Origin of the sequence: Ilumatobacter coccineus YM16-304, assembly GCF_000348785.1 — a bacterium.
Classification (GTDB): Bacteria; Actinomycetota; Acidimicrobiia; order Acidimicrobiales; family Ilumatobacteraceae; genus Ilumatobacter_A; species Ilumatobacter_A coccineus.
In genome coordinates this window covers 2095810-2119264 of record NC_020520.1, presented here as the reverse complement: position 1 = coordinate 2119264, position 23455 = coordinate 2095810, and the positions used below count along the sequence as shown (strand labels likewise).

The window sequence follows — 23455 nt, the reverse complement described above, 5'->3', positions numbered from 1 at the left end:
TCGGCGCCGTGCGGCCGCTCCGCTCGACCCGTTCGCTCCCGTCAGCCGACGCGGCGACGCCGCACCGATCACGACGTCCGGCGCGATCAGGAGGAGCCGGGGATGCCGTACGCGCGAGCGATGATCTGAATCGGGTGCACGGCGACGAGCTCGGTGTGTTCGGCGATCACCGTGTTGGCGAGATGGCAGTCACCGGCGACCGCGCCCGACTGTTGCGCGTGCACTCGTTCGACGGCGCTGATGAACCGTCGCGCCTGATCGCTCGCGATGGTGTCGTCGGCGGCCCGATACCCCCACAGGCTCTCGATTCCGGCGCTCTGCTGGATGACTGCGATGCGCGCCCCGGTGAGCCGCATGAGGTCGCGACTCGTGAGACCCGTCTCCTGCGAGCGGAGGTGACTCGGAGCGTGATACGTGATCGTCCGCGGGACGGAACCGGTGAAATCGGTGTCGAGCACGTAGTCGTCGCCGCGGTGCAACATCATCAGGTACTCGGCGGCGTCGTAGGTGTGCGCCGCGACGAGTTCGGCGTCGGCGCGTGACGACTCCGGCACGTGCTCGGCGTAGTGGTGTTTGACGACGTGGCTGCACGTCGGCTGCGGCACCACGATCGGGGTGCCCGAGCGGACCTCGTCGGCGAGGGTGGCGACGTTGTGCGCTGCCAACTTGGCGAAGCGGTCGACCTCGCCGGCGTGGAGCCACGGGGCTCCGCAGCACTTGGCGTTCGACACACCGCATTCGATGCCGTTGCGCTCGTACACCTTGACGAGATCCTTGCCGACGTCGGTCGCCTGGTACTCCACGAGGCAGGTCGGGAACAGCGTGACCGAGGCCTGCTTCTTCTGCATCGTGATGCGCGGCCGGCGAGCGAACCAGGTGCTGAAGCGCTCGGTGGCGTAGGTCGGGAGCCGTCGGGTCGCCGTGATGCCGGTGAGGCGGGAGTGCAGTCTGCGGAGCCACGAGCCGGCAGGGGCTTCGACGACCTTGTTGGCCGCCGCAGCGGTGCGGGTGTTGAGCCGACCCACGAGGTCGGCGCGCCCGAGGAACTGTGCGGTGATCTTGTCTCGGGTGCCTCGGTGCCCGTTGTCGAGTTGCATGGCCGTGGCACGGAGCATCAGCCGCGGCATGTCGACGGCGTCGTCGGTGCCGGGACCGTGCGGGCAGCCCACCGAGCACAGCGTGCACTGGAAGCAGGCGTCGACCACCGCGTCCTGCTGGGCGGGCGTCATGTTGCCGGCCGCGTGGTCGTCGAAGCGGTCGAGCATCTCGAACAGCGTCGGGAACGACGAACACAGGTCGACGCACCGGCGACAGCTGTTGCACACGTCGAAGACCCGCGCCATCTCGCTACGCGTCGCGGCCTCGTCGAGGTACAGGTCGTGGTTCGGGTCGTCGACCGGGGTCATCGGATACTCGCTGGTGGCACTGGCGATCAGCGTACGGCAGCGATGCCCCGAGTGTCACCGGATCACGGCCGGATCACCGCGAAATCGGCAACTTCTTCGTCACGAACCGTTGTTCGGGCTCGACAGCTTGCTCGCGTGGCGCTCGGCGGCCTCCGAGAGCGTGACGAACCAGTCCGCGACGTCGGCGAATCCCTCGTCTCGCGCGGTGGAGGCAGCGGCGGCGAGCGCGTCGCCGGCGAGTCGTTCGCCGGCGACACCGGCCGCGAGGTGTTCGTCGGTGTCGTCGATCGGGAGCCCGGTGAGCGGGTCGCCCACGTCGGCGAGATGTTCGAGGAGTCCGAACGCATTGCTGGTGACGTCGTCGGCAGTGGAGCGGAAACGACGCGCGTCGGCGGGTCGCCCCTCGACGTCGGCCTGCTGCGCGAACCAGAGCAGCCGGAGTGCGGTGACTCCGGCGGAGGCGAGCGCATCGGTGAGGTGGCCATGAGTGCGCGAGTCGGACAGCGGGAGATTCGGAGGGCGTGACGCGGGGGAACTCATCTGGTGTCGAGTCTGCCGGATTCCGTCAGGCTCCGACCGGCTCGGCGCCGCAGTGGCCCGCGTCGCGTTCGGGTGACACGCCGGATCGACGTGAAAGTTCGAGAGTTCGACGAGAAAGTTCGCTCCGGCGGTCTCGGGGTGACACGATCGGGGCGTGGACGACCCCAACGCCGAGTCCGAGCGCCTCGACACGATCCGATCGGTGATGCCCGGACGGTGGGATCTCGACGCGCTGCGCGCCGGGGCGATGGTGTGCGTCACCCTCGCGGTGCCGTTCCGCGTGTTGGCCGCGGTCGTCGGGAGCGACAGCGGCGGACTCAACGGTCTGTTCTTCGTGATCTTCCTGTTCTTCTTCGTGGTCGGCGCCGGATGCGCAGCATGGGTACAGCGCACCGGTACGCCGCTGAGTCATGCGGTGGTCACCGCCGCCGCCACGTTTCTGGTCGTCGAGGTCGTGTTCGTCGTCGTCCGACTCGCACGCGGCACCGAGGTGCCGTGGTTCGGCATCTTCTTCACCTTCTCGGTGGTGCTGCTGTGCGGCATCATCGGTGGGTTTCTGGGCAACCGACTGCAGATGCGCGGCGTGGTGCCGTCGTCACGCCGATGACGACGCCATCGGCCGCCCGGATCCTCGTGATCGACGTCGGCACCACGGGGCTGCGCGCCGCGGTGGTCGACGAGCAACTGCGCATCGTCGACATCGAGTACCGGCCCAATCCGCCGTCGGTTCCGTTCGACGGCCTCGTCGAGTTCGACGCTCGGCTGATGGCCGACAAGGTGCTCGAAGCGGCGCACAGCGTGCTGGGACGTCTCGACCGACCCGTCGACGCCGTGGGCATCACGTGTCAGCGCGCGTCGACCGTGGTGTGGGACCGAGCGAGCGGCGAGCCCGTCGCGATGGGGTTGGGGTGGCAGGATCTGCGCACGATCACCGAGTGCATCACGGCCAAGGCCGAACGCGGCTGGAACATCGCTCCGAACCAGTCGATCACCAAACTGGCGTCGATTCTCGGCGGGCTCGGCGACTCCGCCCCGACCGATCTCGCATTCGGCACGGTCGACAGTTGGATCGCGTGGGTCCTGACCGACGGTGCCGTGCACGTGTCGGACGGGACCAACATGTCGACCACCACCACCGGCATGCGCACGGCCGACGGGTCGTCGTGGGCCGATGATCGCCTCGACGCGTTCGGCATCCCGCACAGCGTGCTCCCTCAGGTGGTCGACTCCTCCGGTGTGATCGCCGCGGCGGCCGCGCTTCCCGGTTCACCGCCGATCGCGGCGCTCGTCGGCGACCAGCAGGGTTCGTTGATCGGGCAGGCGTGCACTCGTGCCGGGCTGGCCAAGTTGACGCTCGGCACCGGCGGCATGCTCGACATGTTCACCGGCGCCCCAGCTCCCACCGAGATCGCCCGCAACGACGCCGGAACCTACGCCCTGCCCACGTGGCAACTCGACGGCGCGCTCTCGTGGGGCGCCGAGGGGATCATGCTGTCGGCGGGCACCAACATCGAGTGGCTCCGCGACGACCTCCGGCTCATCGACACTCCCGCCGAGAGTCACGACGTGGCATCGGGTTGCGCCGATGCCGGCGGCGTCGTCTACGTCCCGGCGCTGCTCGGGCTGGGCACGCCCCGGTGGGACTACGGCGCACGCGGAACACTGCTCGGCCTCACGCGAGGGACCGAGCGGTCGCACATCGTGCGGGCCGTGCTCGACGGCATCGCTCAGCGCAGCGCCGACCTGCTCGACGCCGCCACCTCCGACACCGGCGTCGAGGTCGACACACTGCGGATCGACGGCGGCATGTCGGCCAATCCGACCCTCGTCCAGACCCTCGCCGACGTGACCGGCAGGCAGGTCGAAGTGTCGCCAGTGTCCGACGCCACGACCGTCGGAGCGGCATTCCTCGCCGGGCTCGCCATCGGCACCTGGACCGACGTCTCCGACATCGAATCACTGTGGAACCCGGCACACACCGTCGCTCCCGCCCCCACCGTCGACCGCGCGGCACTGCGCTCACGCTGGGGCGATGCCCTCGAACGGGCCGGCGAGTGGCATCCGGAACTCTCGGCGTTGGAGTTCTGATTCCCCTTGGATGAATCCCCTGATCCGACCATCGTTCACCCTAGAATTGGTCGACAGCCTCCCCAGGGGGAAGGCTGTCAGTCGCATGACCTCGAAAGGACCCTCCCACGTGGATCTCGAAATCGCTGAGCCTGCCGCCAACGCGGCCATCGGGCGACGCAACCTGATCGGCATGGCAGGCGTTGCCGGACTCGCCGGTGCCGCAGCTGCAATGCTCTCCGCTCAGACCACTCTGGCCGCTTCCGACCAGGCCAACCAGCCGACCGATGCCGACATGGCGCTGCTCGCCGAGGCACTGGGCCTCGAGCTCACCGCTCGTGACCTGTACCGGTCACAGGTCGCCGCCAACCCGTCGGGCGATCTCGCCTCCGCTGTGAGCATCATGGCCGAGAACCACGAGGCGTACGCACAGGCCATCGCCGGTGCCACCGGTCTGTCGGCCAGCGACGACAAGCGCAACGCCGAGGTCTTCGACGCTCTGGCCGCCGACTTCGCCGGGAGCGACTTCGCTGCTGCGGCGCACGGCCTCGAGCAGACCGCCGTGGCCACGCACACCGCGCTGCTCGGCGAGTACGAGAGCGCCGATGCGATCACCCTGACCACGTCGATCCTGGTCACCGAAGCACGTCATGCGACGGTGCTCGCCGCCGTGCTCGGCGTCGACGACCTCGACACGCTGTTCGGCAACGACCAGCCCGCTCTCGCACTCGGAGGCGACGCCTGATGCACATCTCGACCCCCACGACCCGCCGCGATGCACTCAAGTTCGGCGGACTCGCCGTGTCGCTCGGCGCGCTCGTCGCCGCGTGCGGCGAGAACGTCGGTGGCAGCGACGAAGCGGGCCGAGTCGGCAACGCTCCGGTCGTCGAACCGCTCCCCGACCTCGCAGTCGACGAAGCCGTGCTCCTCCGCACCGCGTCGTCGCTCGAATACACCGCGGTCGCCGTGTTCGAGACCGTCCTCGGTCTCGACGGTGCGCTGCCCGACGCCCTTCGACCCACCGTCGAGCGCTTGATCGAAGACCACCAGGCCACGGCCGCCGAGATGGTCTCGCTCACCGAAGCCGCGGGCGGCGAAGCCTGGGACTGCCCGAACGACTGGTTCATGGAGCGTCTCGTCGCTCCGCTCGTCGAGGCGCTCGGAGCGCACGACGATCCGGCCCTCGTGACCGCCGACGTCCTGGCCATCGCCACGGCACTCGAGAGCTTCGCTGCTGCGTCGCATCAGGAGTTGGCATCGTCGGCCGAGTCGGTCGAGGCCCGTGTCGCGCACGCCGAGGCCGCTGCGCTCGAAGCACGCCACGCCGCTGTGCTCGCCATCGCCGCCGACGGCCCCGACGCCTACATCTCGCCGGCGCTCGTCGGCGAAGACGTCGCTCCCGACGTCAACGGCCAGATCCGTCAGTTCGCGGTGCCGTCGACGTTCGCGCAGACCTCGCAGGTCGAGATCAAGGCCGGGCCTGCCGACGCGAACGGCGTTCGCACGAGCTATGTGTTCCAGACGCCGGCCGACAACAGCTTCGTCTACAACGAACTCTCCTGCTCCGCCTGATCCGCTCCTGACTTGGTCTGACCCGGCCTGACTTGCACAGCGCTGCCGGTACGCTCCGGGCTGCAATGGTGAGGTGACCGGGTGGTCGCGGCACGACGGTTCGTCGACGTGTCGAGGAAAGTCGGGGCTCCACCGGGCAGAGTGCTGGCGCGAGCCAGGTCGGGGCGACCTGACGGACGTGCAACAGAGAGAGACCGCCGATGGAATCGTTCGCCTTTCGAGGTGAACGGTTCACAGGCAAGGCTGAAACGGTGCGGTAAGAGCGCACCAGCGGCGTCGGTGACGGCGTCGGCTCGGTAAACCCCACTCGGAGCAAGGTCGAGCAGGAAGATGGGCGGCCCGTCCGTTTCTTCCGGGTAGACCGCACAGATGGATGGCCACCGGGCGCCGGACTTCGGTCCGACACCTACAGAACCCCGCTTACAGGCCACCTCGCCATTGCACTCACCGGACGGTTTGTCTCTGACAAAGCGTCCGGTCGCAACGCTCAGCCGAGCCGGTACGGTGAGCGTGTCGGCGGCCTCCACGGGCTTCCGGCCAGACCCCGGGCTGTTGTAGCAGCGCCGGGGTCACCTGTTCTTCCGGCGAGTTCGTCATCACCGCAGGTAGATGCCCGTTTCTCAACTCTGATACACCCATCGCGTACGTTGAGAACATGAGTTCGGTGGTGATCGGCAAGCGGGTGGCAAACGTGGCCGCGGTGCTCGCTCATGCAAATGCCGAGCGCGTGCAGGTGGCTGCGGCGTTGGTCGATGTGCGTTCGATTCGGGCATGGGCTGATGCGCACGAGGCGCGTCTGGTCGCCCAACTGTCACGGGTCGATTCGTTTCCCGAGGCGACTATTGCCGACACCAATCGATGTTCGGTCGGTGCTGCCACCAAGACCAAAGAGCGATCCGACACCTTGGCCGCCACACCCACGCTTGCCGACTCGCTCGCCGAGGGTGCGATCACCGCCGGTCATGTCGATGCGGTCACGCGTGGGTCGAAGCGGCTCGACGACGACGAGCAGCGCGCCGAGTTCCTGGACCGTGCTGATCAGCTCGCGGGGGTTGCCGAGCACGGCACGATCGAACAGTTCGGCAAGCGCCTCGATCTCGAGATCAAGAAACTCCAATCCGACGACGGCGACGATCGCCTCGCCCGCCAGAAGAAGAACACTCGACTGTCGACGTGGGTCGACCTCGACGGCATGTGGAACATCCGCGGCCGATTCGACCCCGTCACCGGAGTGTCGCTCGCCGCCAAACTCGACACCGCCACCCAATCCTTGTTCGCTGAGCGGGTGCCAGAGCACTGCCCGACCGACCCGGTCGAGAAGAACAAGTTCCTCGCCGCCCACACACTCGCACACCTCCTCGACGGCAAGGGCAGCCCCGCCGGGAGCGGTCGCCCCGGGTACGTGGCCGTCATCGACGCCGACGCCCCACCAGCAGGTAACGGGCCAGCCGTGGAATTCGCGATTCCGGTCGAACTCCCGCCGCGGGTGCTCGCCGAACTCGCCGGAGCGGCCGACGTCACCGGCATCGTCGTCCGCAACGGCGTGGTCATCCACGCACCCGGTCGCCTCGACCTCGGCAGATCCACCCGTCTCGCCAACCGAGCGCAACGACGGGCGCTGCGAGCGCTGTACTCGGGTTGTGCGATACCCGGCTGCGCCACGAGCTACGACCGCTGCAAACTCCACCACATCGTGTGGTGGCGCAACGGCGGCCGCACCGACCTCGACAACCTGCTTCCCGTCTGCGCCGTCCACCACACCAAGATCCACAACAACGACTGGATCGTCGAACTCGGACCGAACCGCGAACTCACACTCACCCTCCCCGACGGCCGGATCCAGACAACCGGCCCGCCAGGCCGACAAACCGCCGCCTGATCCACCACGGGTCGGGCAAGCAGGCGCAGGTTGTGAGGTGCAGATGAGATGTGATCAAGCATCGAGAGATGCGCGCATCTCGCTGTGTTCGCGTGCCAGCGACGTGGCCTCGTCACCCTCGACTCGACTCCGAATCGCCAGGGCACCGAACTGGCTCACCCTGGGTACGGAACGGTGTTCTGACGTACGACGCGGTTTTCGAAGGGAACGAGCCCTGCAGCGCCGGGCTGGCAGCCCCGGACAGCGTCAGGCGGTGTGGTTGAAGGTCTGCAGGATCGGGCGTCGACCGCGGAACCCGATGGTGCAGATGCTGGCGTGGTCGAGATGGCAGTTCCACGAGATGCCGATGTCGGTGCCGAGCGCCCAACCGACGGCCGACTTCATCGGCGACACGTGGCTCACCACCACGATGTTCTGATCGACGGCCCGCTCGATCAGGTCGTCGCAGGCGCCGCGCACCCGAGCGTCGAGCGTCGACAGCGACTCTCCCCCATCGGGCACGAAGTCGAAGTCGTTCAGCCAGGTGTTCCACACCTCCGACGGGACGTCGGCATGCGGCACACCTTCGTACACGCCGTACGAGAGTTCGATCCACCGCTCGTCGGTCTCGACCGGCTTGCCGAACGCCGCAGCGGTCTGCTGTGCCCGTTTGAGGGGGCTGGCGATCACCGCGTCGACGTCGGCATCACCGAGGATCTTCGCTGCCGAGCGCTCGGCCTGGAGACGGCCGAGGTCGTCGAGGTCTTGGTCGAGGCGACCCTGGAGCAGCCCCGCCTTGTTGGCTTCGGTTCGCCCATGACGCAGCAGGATCAACACATGTCGAGTGTGCCATATCCAGGAGCCGGCGCCGACAACGACGACCGATCAACCGAAGCGTTCGGGCACCGCCGAGAGCTGCCCGGTCGAGAAGAAGTGGCGCCGGCGAGCGGCGTCGCCGAGCTGGTTGTGACGAAGCAGCCACACGCACCCGGCGACTCCGAGCGCCTCGAGCACCACGCTCCACCAACCGCGGGCCGCGATCGGGAACTCGGCGTCGGCGAACTCGAAGCCGGTGAACGGCCACCAGAACGTGTCGGTGTCGTTCCAAGCGGCGTCGAACACGAGGTGCATGAACATGCCGATCGGGATGCCGAGCAGCATCTTGCGGATCGGTTTGCGGCCCGATGTGGCCAGCATCAGCACGACGAGGAGCGCGATGCTCACCGTGATCGAGTGCAGCGCCCGAGCGCCGCCGAAGATGCCATCGAGCAACGGCAGCACCGAGCCGACGATCAACAGTCGATTGTCAAACCTCGGGTCCCGGAAGACGAAACCGACCGCGAACACGGCCGTGGCGATGAACCAGAAGAACACGGCAGGCCTCGCTCAGACGACGAGCATGCGGCCGCACTGCGGGCAGTCGGCAATGCCGCCGTTCGCAGCCGCTTCGTCCTTGACATCGTCGATCTCGGCGGCCGACAGGTCGAGGTGGCATCCCTCGCACCGGTGCCCGCTGAGCGTCGCCACCGCGACGCCTGACGCGGTGCGAACCCGGTCGTAGCGCGCCAACAGCCCGTCGCTCAGCTCGGCGCGGGCGGCGTCACGGCGCACCGTGATGGCGGCGATCTCGGCGTCGATCTCGGCCACCACACCGGCGAGCACCTCGTCGGCGCGGCTCATCGTGTCACGATGCGCTGCCTCCAACCCGAGGTGAACCGTGAGATCGTCATCGAGCGCCGCTTGCTCCTCGAGCGCTTCGAGCTCGACGGTCTCGACCGCATCGCGCTGCTCGTCGAGCGTCGACATCTCGTGCATCAGCGCCTCGGCTTCGCGTGGGGCGATGACCGTCTTCATCTGGGCTTCGAGGCGTTCTTTGTGCTGTCGGAGTTCGGCGGCTTCGCTCTCGGCCTTCTCGATCACGCCGGTGAGTTCGTCGAGGCGGTTGCGCATCGATGCACGCTTCGCTTCCCACGCCTTCATCGCCGCCGACGCGGTCGCGAGCGACTCGCGTTCGGGCAGTCGTTCACGACGGTGGACCAGCTGGTCGATCTCGGTGTCGGCCGCCTGCAACGCAGCGATGCGCTCCGCCGGGCTGACCTCGGCTGCTGGCTCGGACGATTCGGTGGCCTCGGGATCGGTCGTCATCGCTCGCCATCATGCCAGGTCGACGGACGACCTGCGACGGCCGGTTGCATCAGAAGCAGGGATCGACCTGCTGCGAGGCCGGCACCGACGGGAGCGGGTGGTTCGGGTCGAGGATGTCGGGCGGGATGGTGGTGCCCAGATCGTCCTTGACCGTGATCGGCACCAGCTCGGGCTCGACCGGTTCGGCGCCTTCGACCGTGGTGGTCGGCTCGGCATCGGGGTCGACCTCCACCTCGACGGGCTCGAATCCGACGACGGTGACCGAGCACTCGGTGCCCGGAAGCACCAGTCGCGCGTTCGCCCGCTCGGGCGGTGCCGGGTCGTCCCAGTCCTCGACGGGCAGCGCGGCGTGCGCCGGGTCCATGAACGCCTTCCAGATGTCGGCCGGGAACGTGCCGCCCTGCACCTTCGGAACGCCGACCTGCTGGAACTCGGGAATGCCGACCATCGGCGTGTAGGCGTCGGGGTCGCCGACCCACACCGCCGTGGCGAGCTGCTTGGAACCGCCCACGAACCACGCATTGGTGTTGTCTTGCTGGGTACCCGTCTTGCCGAACGCCGGCCGGTCGAGTTCGAGCGCCGCATCGCGTCCGGTGCCACCGCGGATGACGCCCTTCATGATCTGCACCGTTTCGAGCGCCGCGTCACGATCGAGCACCGACGTACCCGGATCGAAGTGCGTGTAGCGACGCTCGCCGTCGGCGCTGTTGATGTACTCGACGAAGAAGGGCTCCTTGTGCACGCCCTCGTTGGCCACGGTCTGGATCCCCGACGCCATGTCGAGCGGCGTCATCTCGTTGGCGCCCGTTGCGAAACTCGCGAACGGCTCGATCGGAAGCCGCTCGTCGGCCGGCTGCCCGGCGTAGAGGTAGGCGGACTCGGCCATGCGGTACGTGGTGTCGACCACGCGGTTGAGGCCGACGATCTGCGACAGGCGAGCGAACCCACAGTTGATGGAGCTCGCCGTGATCTGGTTGAGGTTGCCGATGAACCCGGAGACGCCACCGTTGATCTGGAACACCGGCTCGTCGGGGTTGTTGGTCGGGAGGCGGCAGCCACGACGACCGTCGATGAGGTCGCCCGCTTGCGCGCCGGCCTGGACGGCCGCGGCGAGGATGAAGAACTTGATGCTCGAGCCGGTCTGGCGAGGGCTGAGCGCCATGTTGACCTCGCGCTCGTTCGGCTTGAAGCCGGCACCGCCGACCATCGCCCGGACCGCCCCGGTCTCGACGTCGAGCGACACGAGCGCCGCGTCGAACTGTCCGGCGGTGTCGGGCAGCTTGTCACGGCGAGCGATCTCGGCCGCCTGTTGCATCGAGGAGTCGAGCGTCGTGTGAATCCGCAACCCGCCGCGGAACAGCTGGTTGTAGCGCTCGGCGTACGTCTCACCGAGGATGTCGGTCTTGTTGAGCAGGTAGTCACGCAGCGCTTCGGTGAAGTAGGTGCGCTCGTTGGAGCGGGTCGGGATCGACTTGACGCGCGACGGGATGTCGAAGCTCTCTTCGAGCTCGGCGCCGAACTCCTCGGTGATGAACTGACCCGGAACCTCGGTCTCGACGCCCTCGTCGACGAGCCGATCGAGCACCTGCAACCAGCGAGCACGGCTGCGCTCGGGTTCGTTGATCGGGTCGAAGCCCGACGGCGACCGGACGAGACCGGCAAGGAACGCCGCCTCGACGAAGGTCAGTTCGGCGGCCGTCTTGCCGTAGTAGGTCTCGGCAGCCGCTTGGATGCCGTAGGAGTTGTTGCCGAAGAACACCGTGTTGAGATAGCGCTCCATGATGGCTTGCTTGCCCAGCTCGCGCGACCCCATCTCCTCGGTCATCTTCTTCTCGAGCATGCGCGCGTAGTGAGCCTGCAGCAGCTTGTAGCGGCCGTCTCGTTCGAGGCCGGCGAGGAAGTCGTTCTTGACCACCTGCATCGTGATGGTCGATGCACCCTGCTGCGGCGCATCGGAGGCGAAGTTCGACAGCGTGGCCCGGAAGAGGCTGCGCACGTTGACGCCGTCGTGGTTGAAGAACTCCTTGTCTTCGACGGTGAGGAACGCCCGCACGACGTGCTCGGGGATCTCGTCGTAGTCGATGGGCTGGGAGTTCTCGAGCTCGTACAGCGCGATCTCGATGCCGTTGGTGTCGTACACGTAGGTGCGCTGCGCCAGCGGTTCGAATTCGGGCAGCTCGACGGGATCCTCGGAGTGAGCGTTGGCGACCGCCCACAGGCGAGGCGCGATCGCGATCACGACCGAGGTCATCAGCAGCGCACCGGCTGCGATGATCAGGGCGAGGCGAGGGATCCAGCCGAGACGTTGCACAGTGCCCCGACGCTACATGCCGCGGTGGGCCCGACGAGGTCAAGCCCGCCGATGTTTCGAACCGGCGGAGGCTATGTTCGGCAACGATGAGCGACGCACACAGCCCCTTCCCGATCAAGCCGTTTCGCTTCGGTGTCCAGCTCCGGAACGCTCCCGACGGCGTTGCCTGGACCGAGCAGGCGAAACGCATCGAGAGCCACGGCTACAGCACCGCCACGATGCCCGATCACTTCGACGACCAGTTCGCCCCCATGCCGGCATTGCAAGCCATGCTGTCGGCCACCACCACGCTGCGCGTCGGTGCGCTCGTGTTCGACAACGACTACAAGCATCCGCTCGTCCTCGCCAAGGAACTCGCCACGATGGACGTCTTGTCGAACGGTCGTGTCGAGATCGGTCTCGGTGCCGGTTGGATGATCGCCGACTACGAGCAGGCCGGGATGCAGTACGACCGGGCGGGCGTGCGCATCGACCGCTTCGTCGAAGGCCTCGCCGTCATCAAGGGCCTCATGGGCCAGGAGCCGTTCTCGTTCGACGGCGACCACTACACGATCCGCGAGCACAACGGATTCCCGAAGCCGGTCCAGGCACCGCACCCGCCGATCATCATCGGTGGCGGCGGGCCCCGTGTGCTCGACATCGCGGCGCGCGAGGCCGACATCGTCGGGGTCAACGGCACGCTGCACGCCGGGGTGATCGGCCCGGAGGCGATCGCCACGATGACCCGCGATGCGGTGATCGAAAAGGTCGGCATCGTCGCCGACGCCGCTCGTGCCGCCGGCCGCCTCGATCACATCGAGATGAACGTGCGGACGTTCTTCGTCAGCGTCACCGACGACCGTGACGCGCAGACCGCGGCCATGGCCGAGATGATCGGCGTCGACGAGCAGATGGTCCGAGAGTCGCCATTCGCGCTCATCGGCAGCCCCGAGCAGATCGCCGACGACCTCGTCGCTCGCCGTGAGGAGTTCGGGTTCAGCTACGTGATCGTGGGCGCGAACGAGATCGACGACTTCGCCCCGGTCGTCGCCCGACTCGCCGGCACCTGATGGCGCGATCGAAGCGAACTCGGTTCGTGGTCGCCGGAGACACCGGCACCGCCATGTTCGCTGCGGCCGCCGATCGACTCGACTGGAAGGTCGCCGCCGCCGCTGGTGCCGACGCCGCCGAGATCAAGGCCGAGACCCGCGCCAAGGTCGTCGACCTCGATCGTGTCGTCGACTCGATCGACGCCGACGTCGCGGTCGTCGGCACGCCACCCGATCGGCGGCTGGCCGACGCGGCCCGACTCATCGACCGAGGCGTGGGGGTCGTGCTCGTCCCCGACGGCCTCGCCCACGGCCAGGCACTTCCGACGGCGAGCGGACGGTGGGTCCTCGGCGACCCGATTCCGATGGCACCGGCGGTCCAGCGATGGATGCAGGTCGTGCAAGCGTTCGGGCAGGTCGATCGCGTCTGGATCACCACCACGCCGTCGCGGACCATCTCGGCCGCGAGCCTGGCGGTGCTGGTGGCACGAATCGTCCGCTGGCCCGACCCCGATCGCGTCGAGATCCAAGTCGTCGACGACGCGCTCCCCCGCTTCGAGGCGCAGGCGGCCGGGCCGACCGATGCCGCCACGCTCACGCTGTTCCCCGACTCCCGTGTGGAGCACAACGGCGACGACGTGTCACCGCCGCCGATGCGACACCCGGCCGACGCATTCGGCGCCACCGATCTGTTGCGTCGGTTCGCCGCCGACCTCGCCGCGGGCACGACACCGATCCTCGGCGCCGACTTCCTCCGCTCAGCGCAGGCCCGTCAGCTGAACTTGTAGTCCTTCGGCAGCACGACGACGCCTTCATCGCTCACCGTGAACTCGGCGCGGTCGAGTTCGGCTTCGTGTCCGATCCGTCGGAAGTCGGGCACGGCGACGTTCTTGTCGACGATGCAGCGGTGCAGTCGAGCACCTGCACCGATGCGTACACCGGGGAAGATGATCGACTCGGTGACGTGGGCGTCGTGATCGATGTACGTGCCCGGCCCGATGATCGAGTTCTCGACGTGAGCTCCGGAGATGATCGATCCCTGGCAGAGCAGGCTGCCGTCGACGAACGCCGGCTCTCCACCCCGTCCCCGCGACACCTTGGCGGGCGGCAGCGCCTTGCGGGTGGTGAACACCGGCCACTTGTCGTTGTAGAGGTTGAAGTGCGGAACCGGAGCGATGAGGTCCATGTTGGCGTGGAAGAACGCATCGAGCGTTCCGACGTCACGCCAGTAGCCCCGCTCGCGAGCGTCTTGGCCGGGGATGACGTTCTTCGAGAAGTCGTAGACGCGAGCGTCGCCGGTCGCGGTGAGCGCCGGAATGACGTCGCCGCCGAGGTCGGTGAGCGTGCTCTTCTCGTCGGCGACCCCCTGCGGGGTGACGATGTCGATGAGCGTCTGGGTGTTGAACACGTAGTTGCCCATGCTCGCGAGACACATCTCGTCGTTGCCAGGCATGGTGGGCGGATTGTCGACCTTCTCGTGGAAGGCGATGATCTTGCCGTCGGCGTCGGATTCGATCACGCCGAACTCGCGCGCTTCGTGCTTCGGCACCGGGATCGCCGCGACGGTGACGCCCGCTCCGTTCTCGCGGTGTTCTTCGACCATCTGGCGCGGATCCATCCGGTAGATGTGGTCGGCGCCGAACACGCAGACGATGTCGGGCTTCTCGTCGTGGATGAGATTGAGGTTCTGATAGATCGCGTCGGCCGACCCCTGGAACCAGTACGGACCACGCCGCATCTGGGCCGGCACCGGCGTGACGTAGTCGTCGAGCATCGCCGAGAACCGCCAGGTCTGCGTGATGTGGCGGTCGAGGCTGTGGCTCTTGTACTGCGTGAGGACGACGATCTTGAGGTAACCGGCGTTGGCGAAGTTCGACAGGGCGAAGTCGATCATCCGATAGGTCCCGGCGAACGGGACCGCTGGTTTGGCACGGTCGTTGGTGAGCGGCTGCAAGCGTTTGCCCTCGCCTCCGGCGAGGACGATGACGAGAACGTTCGGGTCGGTTGCCATTGGCTCTGAACCTACAACGTGTCCACCGACCACGTCAGGCCTCCCGGCGAGATCAGCCTCGTTCGGCGACGAGTTCGTCGTACAGCGCGGCGTATTCGGCCGCTGGAGCCGTCCACGAGTGGTCGATCGACATCATGCGCTTCTGCAGTGCGGTGCGTCGTCGCTTGTTGGTCACCCGGCGAGCCGCTCGGAACAGCGCCGCGAGGAGGTGCTCGGACGAGACCTCGGCGGCGACGAAGCCCACACCGGTCGGCGAGGCATCGGCGTCGGGCACGGTGTCGACCAGACCGCCGACCGCGGTCACGACCGGGATCGTGCCGTATCGCATGGCCTGCATCTGCGTGAGACCGCATGGTTCGAACCGACTCGGCACGAGGAAGAGGTCGCCGCCGGCGAAGAGCAGGTGCGACAAGGTCTCGTCGTAGCCGTCGACGAACGCGAACACGTCGGGGAAGCGAGCGGCCAGTTCGGCGAGGCGGCTGGCGAGCACCGCATCGCCCGACCCGAGGATCGCCAGTCGCATGGGAATCTGATCGAGCAGCGGGATGAGCGGAACGAGCAGGTCGATGCCCTTTTGCTCGGTCAGGCGGGTCACCACGGTGGCGATCGGAGCGTCGCCGCCTTCGGCGGACCACCCGAACCGCTCGACGAGCGCGTCACGGCTGGCCTGCTTCGCGTCGAGGGTGGCGGCGTCGTAGTTGGCCGCGATGTGCGGGTCGGTCGCAGGGTTCCAGACGTCGGTGTCGATGCCGTTGAGGATGCCGACGAGTGCGTCGGCTCGGTTGCGCAGCGGGCCGTCGAGACCGAACCCGTTGGCGGCGGTCTGGATCTCCCCGGAGTAGTTCGGGGAGACCGCGACGATGCGGTCTGCCAGGGCCAACGCGCCCGACAGTGGATTCGTGTCGCCCCACCACTCGTAGTGCGAGGCGTTGAGTCCGATGCGGTCGAGCCACGCTCCGTCGGCGACGCCCTGATACGCCAGGTTGTGGATCGACACCACGCTCGGCGGCGGATCGTCGAGCGCGGCGAGTGCGGCGCCCGTGTGCCAGTCGTTGAGGTGCAGTACGTCGGGCTGGGTGCGCTCGCAGTACGCGGCGACCGCCCGGGCGAAGCGGAAGAACCGCTCGGCGTTGTCGGGCCAGCCGGCGCCGTCGGGCTGCAGGTAGGGATGCGGGCGAGCCATGCCCGGCACCCCGATGAGGGTGAGTGGCCCGACCGCCGGGTGGCGTCCTTGCCGGGCGACCGCGGCACCCACCCAGTCGGGAACGTCGAGTTCGACCGTGGTCTCGTCGACGAGCGCGATGTCGCCGTAGTCGGGCATGACGAGGTCGAGATCGACGCCCGAACGGCGGAGTTCGGCCCCGAGACCTGCGGCCGCCGCGGCGAGTCCGCCGACCGTTGCGACGGGAGACAGCTCAGCGGTGGCGAACAGGACGCGCATGTCTTCATCATGGCGCGGAATCCGGCGCTCACTCCGCAGCTACCGTCGACGGCGTGCATCGTCGCCTCGCCATCGCTTGTTTCTCCGTCGTCGCCCTGTCGGCGCTGAGCGCCTGCGGCGGCTCGGATGAGCCCACCGCGGCCGTCGCCGAGTCATCAGCCGACGCGACCGAGCCGACGGCGCAACCCACCACCGAACCAGCCGAGCAGACCGAGGCGAGCGAAACAGTCGCCGACGAACTGTTTCCCGACGTGATCGACGCAACGGCCACGCTCGACGGCGGCACCTGGACCGTGTCGGCCACGCTCTCGGCGCCGTACGACAGCCCCGAGCGCTACGCCGACGCGTGGCGCGTGGTCGGCCCCGACGGCACGGTCTACGCCGAACGCATCCTCACGCACGACCACGCGTCGGAGCAGCCGTTCACGAGAAGCCAGTCGGGCATCGAGATCCCCGACGACGTCGCGACGGTCACGATCGAAGGGCGCGATCAGATCAGCGGATACGGCGGCCAGACGTTCGAACTCGCACTCCCCCGCTGAACCGGGCACCGCCGCGTCACGAACAGTTCACGACGCTCACCCGCGGAGCCCGCTCACATCGTGTTGACTGGAACGGTGAGCACTCCTGACACGTCCGGATACGAAGAACTCGGCAACGACATCCGTCTGCTCGGGCGGCTGCTCGGCGACGTGGTGCGCGAGCAGGCGGGCGACGACACGTTCGAACTCGTCGAGTCGGTCCGCCAGATCGCCGTCGAGGGTCGACGCAGCGGCACCAGCTCGGTCGACGATCTCCAACGAACGCTCGGCGAGCAACCGATCGACCAGCAGCTCCACGTCATTCGGGCGTTCGACTGGCTCTCGCTGTTGGCGAACACCGCCGAAGACGTCCACGTCGAGCGTCGTCGTCGTCACCACCGGCGAAGCGGGAGCGGCCCACAGCCCGGCAGCCTCGAGGCAGCTCTCGACGCGATCTCCTCGACGGGCACGCCGATCGACGCCATCGCCTCGGTCGTCGCCGACCTCCAGGTGAGCCCGGTGATCACCGCGCACCCGACCGAAGTGCGCCGCAAGACCATCCTCGACGTGCTCGGCGTGATCGCCGACCTGCTCGAAGAACGTTCGCTGCTCGACGACAGCGATCCGGCCAGAGCCGAGATCGAAGCAGCGCTCGACGTGAAGATCCTCACGCTCTGGCAGACCGCGATACTTCGGCTGTCGAAGCTTCGTGTGTCCGACGAGATCAACGAGGCGCTGCGGTACTACGACGCCAGTCTTTTCGAGACGATCCCGACCCTCGAGCGAGATCTCGAACGCCTCGCCGCCGACCGTCTCGGCGTCGACGACCTCGACGCGTCGAGCGTGGTCAGCATGGGCTCGTGGATCGGTGGCGACCGCGACGGCAACCCGTTCGTCACCGCCGAGGTGATGCGCCTCGCGATCCAGCGTCAGGCCGAGACCGCCCTCGGTCACCATCTCGACGCGCTGTACGCGCTGTCGACCGAGTTGTCGATGTCGGCCCGCCTCATCACGCCGACGCCCGAGCTCGAAGCGCTGGCCGAGGCGTCCGAAGACGAGTCGCGGTTCCGAGCCGACGAGCCGTACCGGCGGGCGCTGCGCGGCATGTACGCGCGCCTGTACGCGTTTGCCGACCACGTGCTCGACGCCGGGGCCGGTGCGCTCGGCGGCCCGCCCCCGAGGGTCCCGCTCGAGGCGTACCCGTCGCTCGACCAACTGCTCGCCGACCTCGACGTCGTCGCCGCCTCGCTCCGCTCGCACGGGGCCCGAGACCTGGCCGAGGCATCGGTCGAACCGGTCCGCCGAGCGGTGGCGACGTTCGGCGCACATCTGTGCGGTCTCGACATGCGGCAGAACTCCGCCGTGCACGAAGCGGTCGTGGCCGACCTGTTCGCTCAGGCCGGGGTGTGCCCCGACTACCTCGAACTCGACGAAGACGCCCGGGTCGAGATCCTGAGCGCCGAACTGACGAGCCCTCGTGGGCTCCGTCACCGCACTGCGGTCTACTCCGATCAGACCCGACAAGAACTCGCCGTCCTCGATGCCGCCGCCGAAGCCGTGGCCGAACTCGGTGCGCGAGCGGTGCCGCACTACGTCATCTCGATGGCCACGGCCGTCAGCGACGTGCTGGAGGTTGCGGTCCTGCTCAAGGAAATCGGTCTGATGACGGTCGCCACCGACGACGCTCCGGCCTCGGCGCAACTCGACATCGTCCCGCTCTTCGAGACGATCGGCGACCTCGCGGCATCGGCCGCGACCGTCACGGCGCTCATGGAACATCCGACCTACCGCGACCTCGTGGCGTCGCGGGGCAATCGCCAAGAGGTGATGATCGGCTACTCCGACTCGAACAAGGATGGCGGCTACCTGTCGTCGCAGTGGAACCTCTTCCACGCGCAGGCCTCGCTGCTCGCTGCCGCCGACGACGCCGGTGTGCGACTGCGACTGTTCCACGGTCGCGGCGGCACCGTCGGCCGCGGTGGCGGCCCCGCCTATCAGGCCATCCTCGCTCAGCCGGCCGGTTCGGTCGACCGAGCGATCAGAGTCACCGAACAGGGCGAGATGGTCGCCGCCAAGTACGCGCAGCCCGCGCTCGCCCGCCGCAACCTCGAAACGCTCGTGGCCGCCACCCTGCACGCCTCGTGCCGCTCGGCCGACGCAGCCGACGCCCCCGATCCGAGATACGTCGCTGCGATGAACGACATGGCCTCGACCGCGTTCGACGCCTATCAACGGCTCGTCTACGGCGACGACCGGTTCGTCACGTTCTTCCGTCAGATCACGCCGACCAACGAGATCGCGACGCTCAACGTCGGCAGCCGACCGGCATCGAGGAAGAAGTCGCAGGCCATCGAAGACCTCCGCGCGATTCCGTGGGTGTTCGGCTGGACGCAGTGTCGTCTGATGATCCCCGCCTGGTTCGGGGCCGGGTCGGCGTTCGACACGTTCGCCGCAGCCGACGACGCGAACGCCGACCTCCTCACCGAGATGTACGGCTCGTGGGGATTCTTCCGAACGATCATCGACAACATGGGCATGGTGTTGGCGAAGGCCGACATCGACATCGGTCGCCGCTACGCCGACGTGCTGGTGGAAGACGACAGCACCCGCAGTGACATCTTCGGACGCATCGAGCAGGAGCACGCCACCACGCGCACCTGGCACGCGCACATCACCGGCTCGCCCGACCCGCTCAACGACAACCCGTTGCTCGCCCGCAGCCTGCGCAACCGGTACCCGTATCTCGACCCGTTGCACGTCATGCAGGTCGACCTGCTGCGGCGCTTCCGCGACGGTGACGACGACGAACTGGTGCAGCGCGGCATCCAGCTCACGATCAACGCGATCGCCACGGGAATCCGCAACTCGGGCTGACCGCCCGGCCGCTGGCCACCAAGCGACCCGGCTGCCTGGCTGCCTGGCTGCCCGGCCGCTGGCCGATCGGTACGCTGGGCGGCATGCACAAGCACGTGATCTCCATCACCTACTGCGTCCCTTGAGATTATTCGTCCCGCGCCGTGAGCGCGGTCGACGATCTGCTCTCGAACTATCAGCACGTCATCGAGTCGCTCACGCTCGTCACCGGGTCGGCCGGAGTGTTCGACGTCGTGGTCGACGGCGAGACGATCTACTCGAAGGCGGTCACGGGCCGGCATGCCGAGCCCGGCGAGGTGCTCGACCTGTTCACCGAGCGATTCGGTGACGGCGTTGCTCGCTACGGCACCTGACGACACTCCGCGGCCAGCGCGTCGGCGCAGGTAGACACCCCACTTCGCGACTTTGTGGACGTGCGTGCGCCACATCCAGCCGAGCACGGTTACGATTCCCGACTGAAAGCATCGGGATTAGGTCCCGCCACCGTGATGACTGCGATCGGAGCCTGCCATGGCCATCGTCGAATACTCAGAACTGCAGCCGCTCGACGACGTCGTGGAGCCGAACTGGTGGGCGGGTGAAGCCGCCGTCGACCCGGAGAGCTACACCATCGACTGTGCCGGCATGGGCCTCGGTGCCGCCGACCTGCGCCGCGGGAGTTCGTTCGCTCAGCTCGTGCGCGACACGTACGACCGCGTCGGGCTCGTGCACCTCACCAACACCGGCTTGACCGAGTTGGTCGACATGCGTGCCGCCGCCAAGCTCATCATCGACGACGAGATGTCGTACGAGGGTGGAGCGAACCCCCGCGGCAACATCGAGCCCAACGTCTACGAGATCGGTGCACCACTCTCGGCATGGCTGCACTACCACCACGAGATGGCCTACGTGGGCCGCAGCACGCGCGTGATCAGCTTCCTCGCCAAGGAGACCCTCCCGGTTCCGGACGACGGGTCGCCGAGCCGCGGAGCGACCTGGGTGTCGGATTCGGTCGCCGTCACCGACAAGCTGCTCAGCACGCCACTCGGACAGAAGCTGAAGGATCTCGGGGTCTGCTACCACCGCAACCTCACCGACCAGGAGCAGTTCCTCGGCAAGACCGAGTTCGGCGTCTACAACCACTGGCAGAAGTCGTTCGGCACCGACGACCCGAACCTGGCGGCGAGCCGGGCGCGTGATCAGCGTCTGGCCGTCGAATGGGGCGACAACCGCCTGCTCAAGACCCGCTTCTACTGCCCGGCGTTCGAGTACTTCCCAGGGCTCGATCGCAACGTGCTCTACAGCAGCCTCGCCGACCACGGCATGTGGTTCGACACCTGGCCGCTCGTGCAGCACCTCCCCTACGACGAACGGCCGCTGCACATGACGTTCGGCGACGACAGCGAGATCTCCCGCGACGAGATCCAGCAGTGGATCGACCTGTACGACGAGTTCGGCAGCCCGATCAACTGGCGCCAGGGCGACGTCGGCATCATCTGCAACTATCGCTTCGCTCACGGACGGCCCGGCATCAGCCTCCACGACGGTGAAGCACGCAAGCTCGGTGTCGTCCTCGGCAACCAGTACGACCGCGTCGGGGTCCGCACCGACGCCTGGTGATCACTGCCTCACGATCGTGTGGTAGCACAGCGCTGTGAACGCCTCGTCCGACTCCTCGTCACCTCGATTTCCCGAACTCGGCTTCTACACCCTCGCCGGTGGCGCCCAAGATCCTCGCGAGCTGCTGAGCGAGTGCCGCGACGCCGAGGACCTCGGTCTCGGAGCGGTGTTCATCAGCGAACGCTTCAACGTGAAGGAAGCGGTGACGTTGTCGGGCGCCGCTGCAGCGGCGACCTCGTCGATGCAGATCATCACCGGCGCCACCAACCACAACACGCGACATCCGATGGTGACCGCGTCGTATGCCACCACGATGCACCGGCTCACCGGCGGGAGGTTCGTCCTCGGCATCGGACGCGGCATCAAGCCGATGTTCGACGCGTACGGGCTCGATTCGATCACCACCGCACAGATGGAGGACTTCGCCGGCGTGATGCGTCGGCTGTGGCACGGCGAGACCGTGGTCGGACACGATGGCCCGATGGGGTCGTACCCGGCGCTCCGGCTCGACCCCACGTTCGACGAAGACATCCCGCTCGGCCTCGTCGCGTTCGGACCGAACTCGCTCGCGTTGGGCGGGCGCTGCTTCGATCATGTGATCCTGCACACGTTCTTCACCGACGAGACGTTGCAGCGGTGCGTCGAGACCGTGAAGCGTGCCGCCGAGAAGGCCGGGCGAGATCCGGCGAGCGTCACGGTCTGGTCGTGTTACGCCACGATCGGCGACCACCTGCCCGAGCCGTTGCGGCTGAAGAAGACCGTCGGCCGGCTCGCCACGTATCTCCAGGCCTACGGCGACCTGATGGTCGAGACGAACCGATGGGACCCGGCCGTGCTCGCAGCGTTCCGCTCCGACGAGATGGTTCGTACGTTCCCGGGGGCGATCGATGCAAAGGCCACGACCGAGCAACTCGAGCACATCGCCACGCTCATTCCCGACGAGTGGCTCGCTCCGGCGGCCAACGGGTCGGCGTCGGAGTGCGCACGTGCGGTCCGTCGACAGATCGACCTCGGCGCCGACAGCGTGATCATGCACGGCGCGAGCCCGGCCGAACTCGCGCCGATCGTCGACGAGTACGCCGCACTCCCCCGTCCCTGAGCAGCGTCACAACCGCTGTGCGAGCAACTTGCTTCGATGACCGACGTGGGTGACCCGTCCAGCGCACCGGTCCTTCGGGTCGGTTGCCCGATGTGGGCGCACCAACCGTGGGTCGGCACGTATCTGTCGCCGGGCAACAAGGGGCGGGAACTGGCGGAGTACTCACGACGCTGCAACGCCGTCGAGGGAAACACGACGTTCTACGCCGAGCCGAACGAGCGAACGGTCGCCCGATGGACCGAGCAGGCTCACCCCGACTTCTCGTTCGTGTTCAAACTGCCCCGCACGATCACGCACGAACACCGGCTGCGCGCCACCGACACGTTGGTGGCGTCGTTCCTCGATCGGATCGAGCCACTCGGCGATCGGATCGGCCCGGTCCACATCCAGCTCCCGCCGTCGCTGGGGCCCGACTCGATCGCCACGCTCGACGCCTTCTGCCGCTCGCTGTCGCGCCACGTCGCCTGGGTCGTCGAGTTGCGGCACGCCGGGTTCTTCGCCGGTGGGGCGCAGCGCGCCGTCGACGAGTTGCTCGCCCGTCACCACATCGGCCGCGTCGTGCTCGACACCCGTCCGCTGTACGCCGCTCCCCCACGCTCCGAGGCGTCGCTCGACGAACGCACCAGCAAACCGAAGCTTCCGGTGCTCGTCGACCACGTCGGGCGCTCCCCGGTGATCCGGGTGATCGGGCAGGACGATCCCACCGGCACGCTCGACGGGTTGCGTACGTGGGTCCCGCAGATCGTGGCGTGGCTCGATGCGGGCAGGGAGCCGTACCTGTTCGTGCACCAGCCCGAGAACCTCGACTCACCGCGCCTGGCCCGCGAGATCCATGCCGAGGTGGCAGCGCTCCGCCCCGACCTCGCTCCGCTTCCCGAGCCACTCCCGATCGCACCTCGATCCGAGATCGTCGGTCAGGATTCGCTCTTCTCGTGACGGCGAGTGGCCGAACCGATGCCGCCCCCTCGTCCGAGCGAGGCGGT

General features: G+C 67.8%; 20 protein-coding genes, 1 other RNA gene and 1 pseudogene. 14 read left to right on the top strand and 8 right to left on the bottom strand.

Features of this window, described 5'->3' with window-relative positions; all coding sequences use genetic code 11:
- Positions 1 to 86: 86 nt before the first annotated feature.
- Both YM304_RS09530 and YM304_RS24695 read right to left on the bottom strand, forming a co-directional pair.
- Entirely contained in the window at positions 87 to 1406 is a 1320-nt protein-coding gene (locus YM304_RS09530) for a heterodisulfide reductase-related iron-sulfur binding cluster (RefSeq protein ID WP_015441466.1), read from the bottom strand.
- A gap of 99 nt (positions 1407 to 1505) precedes the next feature.
- Positions 1506 to 1946 carry a ferritin family protein gene (locus YM304_RS24695; protein WP_015441465.1) on the bottom strand — a complete coding sequence of 147 codons (441 nt, stop codon included), beginning with the start codon at positions 1944 to 1946 and terminating at the stop codon, positions 1506 to 1508.
- A 154-nt stretch (positions 1947 to 2100) separates the two neighbouring features.
- On the opposite strand from YM304_RS24695, the gene YM304_RS25035 reads away from it, so the two are divergent.
- The 6 genes from YM304_RS25035 to YM304_RS09500 all read left to right on the top strand — a co-directional run bounded on the left by YM304_RS25035 (position 2101) and on the right by YM304_RS09500 (position 7464).
- Positions 2101 to 2553: a hypothetical protein gene (locus YM304_RS25035; RefSeq protein ID WP_015441464.1), complete on the top strand. Its 453-nt coding sequence runs from the start codon at positions 2101 to 2103 to the stop codon at positions 2551 to 2553.
- Positions 2550 to 4034 carry an FGGY family carbohydrate kinase gene (locus YM304_RS09515; protein ID WP_015441463.1) on the top strand — a complete coding sequence of 495 codons (1485 nt, stop codon included), beginning with the start codon at positions 2550 to 2552 and terminating at the stop codon, positions 4032 to 4034. Before YM304_RS25035 ends, YM304_RS09515 begins: the two co-directional genes overlap by 4 nt.
- Before the next feature lie 109 nt (positions 4035 to 4143).
- Positions 4144 to 4758: a ferritin-like domain-containing protein gene (locus YM304_RS09510; RefSeq protein WP_015441462.1), complete on the top strand. Its 615-nt coding sequence runs from the start codon at positions 4144 to 4146 to the stop codon at positions 4756 to 4758.
- The gene (locus YM304_RS09505) at positions 4758 to 5585 is read left to right on the top strand and encodes a ferritin-like domain-containing protein (RefSeq protein WP_015441461.1); all 828 of its coding nucleotides are present in this window, start codon (positions 4758 to 4760) and stop codon (positions 5583 to 5585) included. Before YM304_RS09510 ends, YM304_RS09505 begins: the two co-directional genes overlap by 1 nt.
- 69 nt (positions 5586 to 5654) lie before the next feature.
- Positions 5655 to 6024, top strand: an RNA gene (rnpB, locus tag YM304_RS23370) — RNase P RNA component class A.
- Between the two features lie 216 nt (positions 6025 to 6240).
- Entirely contained in the window at positions 6241 to 7464 is a 1224-nt protein-coding gene (locus tag YM304_RS09500) for an HNH endonuclease signature motif containing protein (protein ID WP_015441460.1), read from the top strand.
- Positions 7465 to 7710: 246 nt separating this feature from the next.
- On the opposite strand, the gene YM304_RS09495 is transcribed toward YM304_RS09500, so the two are convergent.
- From YM304_RS09495 to YM304_RS09480, 4 genes are all read right to left on the bottom strand, one after another.
- Positions 7711 to 8280 carry a histidine phosphatase family protein gene (locus YM304_RS09495; protein WP_015441459.1) on the bottom strand — a complete coding sequence of 190 codons (570 nt, stop codon included), beginning with the start codon at positions 8278 to 8280 and terminating at the stop codon, positions 7711 to 7713.
- A gap of 48 nt (positions 8281 to 8328) precedes the next feature.
- Positions 8329 to 8739, bottom strand: coding sequence for a metal-dependent hydrolase (locus YM304_RS09490; protein ID WP_154723384.1), 411 nt, complete (start codon positions 8737 to 8739; stop codon positions 8329 to 8331).
- Positions 8740 to 8829: 90 nt separating this feature from the next.
- Positions 8830 to 9588: a zinc ribbon domain-containing protein gene (locus tag YM304_RS09485; RefSeq protein ID WP_015441457.1), complete on the bottom strand. Its 759-nt coding sequence runs from the start codon at positions 9586 to 9588 to the stop codon at positions 8830 to 8832.
- Between the two features lie 49 nt (positions 9589 to 9637).
- A complete protein-coding gene (locus YM304_RS09480) occupies positions 9638 to 11899 on the bottom strand; it encodes a transglycosylase domain-containing protein (RefSeq protein ID WP_015441456.1) in 2262 nt (753 codons plus the stop codon).
- A gap of 86 nt (positions 11900 to 11985) precedes the next feature.
- Here YM304_RS09480 and YM304_RS09475 point away from each other — a divergent pair, with 86 nt between their 5' ends.
- Together YM304_RS09475 and YM304_RS09470 are read left to right on the top strand one after the other, a co-directional pair.
- Complete coding sequence (locus YM304_RS09475; RefSeq protein ID WP_015441455.1) at positions 11986 to 12948, top strand: TIGR03621 family F420-dependent LLM class oxidoreductase; 963 nt, start codon at positions 11986 to 11988, stop codon at positions 12946 to 12948.
- On the top strand, positions 12948 to 13715 hold the full coding sequence (locus YM304_RS09470; RefSeq protein ID WP_015441454.1) for a hypothetical protein: 768 nt from the start codon (positions 12948 to 12950) through the stop codon (positions 13713 to 13715). The genes YM304_RS09475 and YM304_RS09470 overlap by 1 nt, the downstream gene beginning before the upstream one ends.
- Here the strand turns inward: YM304_RS09470 and glgC are convergent.
- Together glgC and YM304_RS09460 are read right to left on the bottom strand one after the other, a co-directional pair.
- Positions 13700 to 14938, bottom strand: coding sequence for a glucose-1-phosphate adenylyltransferase (gene glgC, locus YM304_RS09465; RefSeq protein WP_015441453.1), 1239 nt, complete (start codon positions 14936 to 14938; stop codon positions 13700 to 13702). The genes YM304_RS09470 and glgC overlap by 16 nt on opposite strands.
- A 52-nt stretch (positions 14939 to 14990) precedes the next feature.
- A complete protein-coding gene (locus tag YM304_RS09460; RefSeq protein ID WP_015441452.1) occupies positions 14991 to 16379 on the bottom strand; it encodes a glycogen synthase in 1389 nt (462 codons plus the stop codon).
- Between the two features lie 53 nt (positions 16380 to 16432).
- Between YM304_RS09460 and YM304_RS09455 the strand changes: the two genes are divergently transcribed.
- The 6 genes and pseudogenes from YM304_RS09455 (at position 16433) to YM304_RS09430 (ending at position 23408) form a co-directional block, all read left to right on the top strand.
- A complete protein-coding gene (locus YM304_RS09455; protein WP_015441451.1) occupies positions 16433 to 16921 on the top strand; it encodes a hypothetical protein in 489 nt (162 codons plus the stop codon).
- A 75-nt stretch (positions 16922 to 16996) separates the two neighbouring features.
- The gene (ppc, locus tag YM304_RS09450; RefSeq protein ID WP_015441450.1) at positions 16997 to 19774 is read left to right on the top strand and encodes a phosphoenolpyruvate carboxylase; all 2778 of its coding nucleotides are present in this window, start codon (positions 16997 to 16999) and stop codon (positions 19772 to 19774) included.
- Positions 19775 to 19914: 140 nt separating this feature from the next.
- A pseudogene (locus YM304_RS09445) lies at positions 19915 to 20127 on the top strand (Rdx family protein); the annotation flags it as partial.
- A 157-nt stretch (positions 20128 to 20284) separates the two neighbouring features.
- The gene (locus tag YM304_RS09440; RefSeq protein WP_015441448.1) at positions 20285 to 21373 is read left to right on the top strand and encodes a TauD/TfdA family dioxygenase; all 1089 of its coding nucleotides are present in this window, start codon (positions 20285 to 20287) and stop codon (positions 21371 to 21373) included.
- A gap of 34 nt (positions 21374 to 21407) precedes the next feature.
- Positions 21408 to 22472: a TIGR03857 family LLM class F420-dependent oxidoreductase gene (locus YM304_RS09435; protein WP_015441447.1), complete on the top strand. Its 1065-nt coding sequence runs from the start codon at positions 21408 to 21410 to the stop codon at positions 22470 to 22472.
- 36 nt (positions 22473 to 22508) lie between these two features.
- Entirely contained in the window at positions 22509 to 23408 is a 900-nt protein-coding gene (locus tag YM304_RS09430; RefSeq protein ID WP_051071380.1) for a DUF72 domain-containing protein, read from the top strand.
- The last annotated feature ends 47 nt before the right edge of the window (positions 23409 to 23455 follow it).

Bases quoted from the DNA above. Each gene is read 5' to 3' on its own strand.
- YM304_RS09530 (WP_015441466.1), bottom strand. From the start codon at position 1,406: ATGACCCCGGTCGACGACCCGAACCACGACCTGTACCTCGACGAGGCC.
- YM304_RS09440 (WP_015441448.1), top strand. From the start codon at position 20,285: ATGGCCATCGTCGAATACTCAGAACTGCAGCCGCTCGACGACGTCGTG.
- YM304_RS09500 (WP_015441460.1), top strand. From the start codon at position 6,241: ATGAGTTCGGTGGTGATCGGCAAGCGGGTGGCAAACGTGGCCGCGGTG.
- glgC (WP_015441453.1), bottom strand. From the start codon at position 14,938: ATGGCAACCGACCCGAACGTTCTCGTCATCGTCCTCGCCGGAGGCGAG.
- YM304_RS09460 (WP_015441452.1), bottom strand. From the start codon at position 16,379: ATGCGCGTCCTGTTCGCCACCGCTGAGCTGTCTCCCGTCGCAACGGTC.
- YM304_RS09515 (WP_015441463.1), top strand. From the start codon at position 2,550: ATGACGACGCCATCGGCCGCCCGGATCCTCGTGATCGACGTCGGCACC.
- YM304_RS09475 (WP_015441455.1), top strand. From the start codon at position 11,986: ATGAGCGACGCACACAGCCCCTTCCCGATCAAGCCGTTTCGCTTCGGT.
- YM304_RS09505 (WP_015441461.1), top strand. From the start codon at position 4,758: ATGCACATCTCGACCCCCACGACCCGCCGCGATGCACTCAAGTTCGGC.
- YM304_RS24695 (WP_015441465.1), bottom strand. From the start codon at position 1,946: ATGAGTTCCCCCGCGTCACGCCCTCCGAATCTCCCGCTGTCCGACTCG.
- YM304_RS09430 (WP_051071380.1), top strand. From the start codon at position 22,509: ATGACCGACGTGGGTGACCCGTCCAGCGCACCGGTCCTTCGGGTCGGT.
- YM304_RS09485 (WP_015441457.1), bottom strand. From the start codon at position 9,588: ATGACGACCGATCCCGAGGCCACCGAATCGTCCGAGCCAGCAGCCGAG.
- YM304_RS09470 (WP_015441454.1), top strand. From the start codon at position 12,948: ATGGCGCGATCGAAGCGAACTCGGTTCGTGGTCGCCGGAGACACCGGC.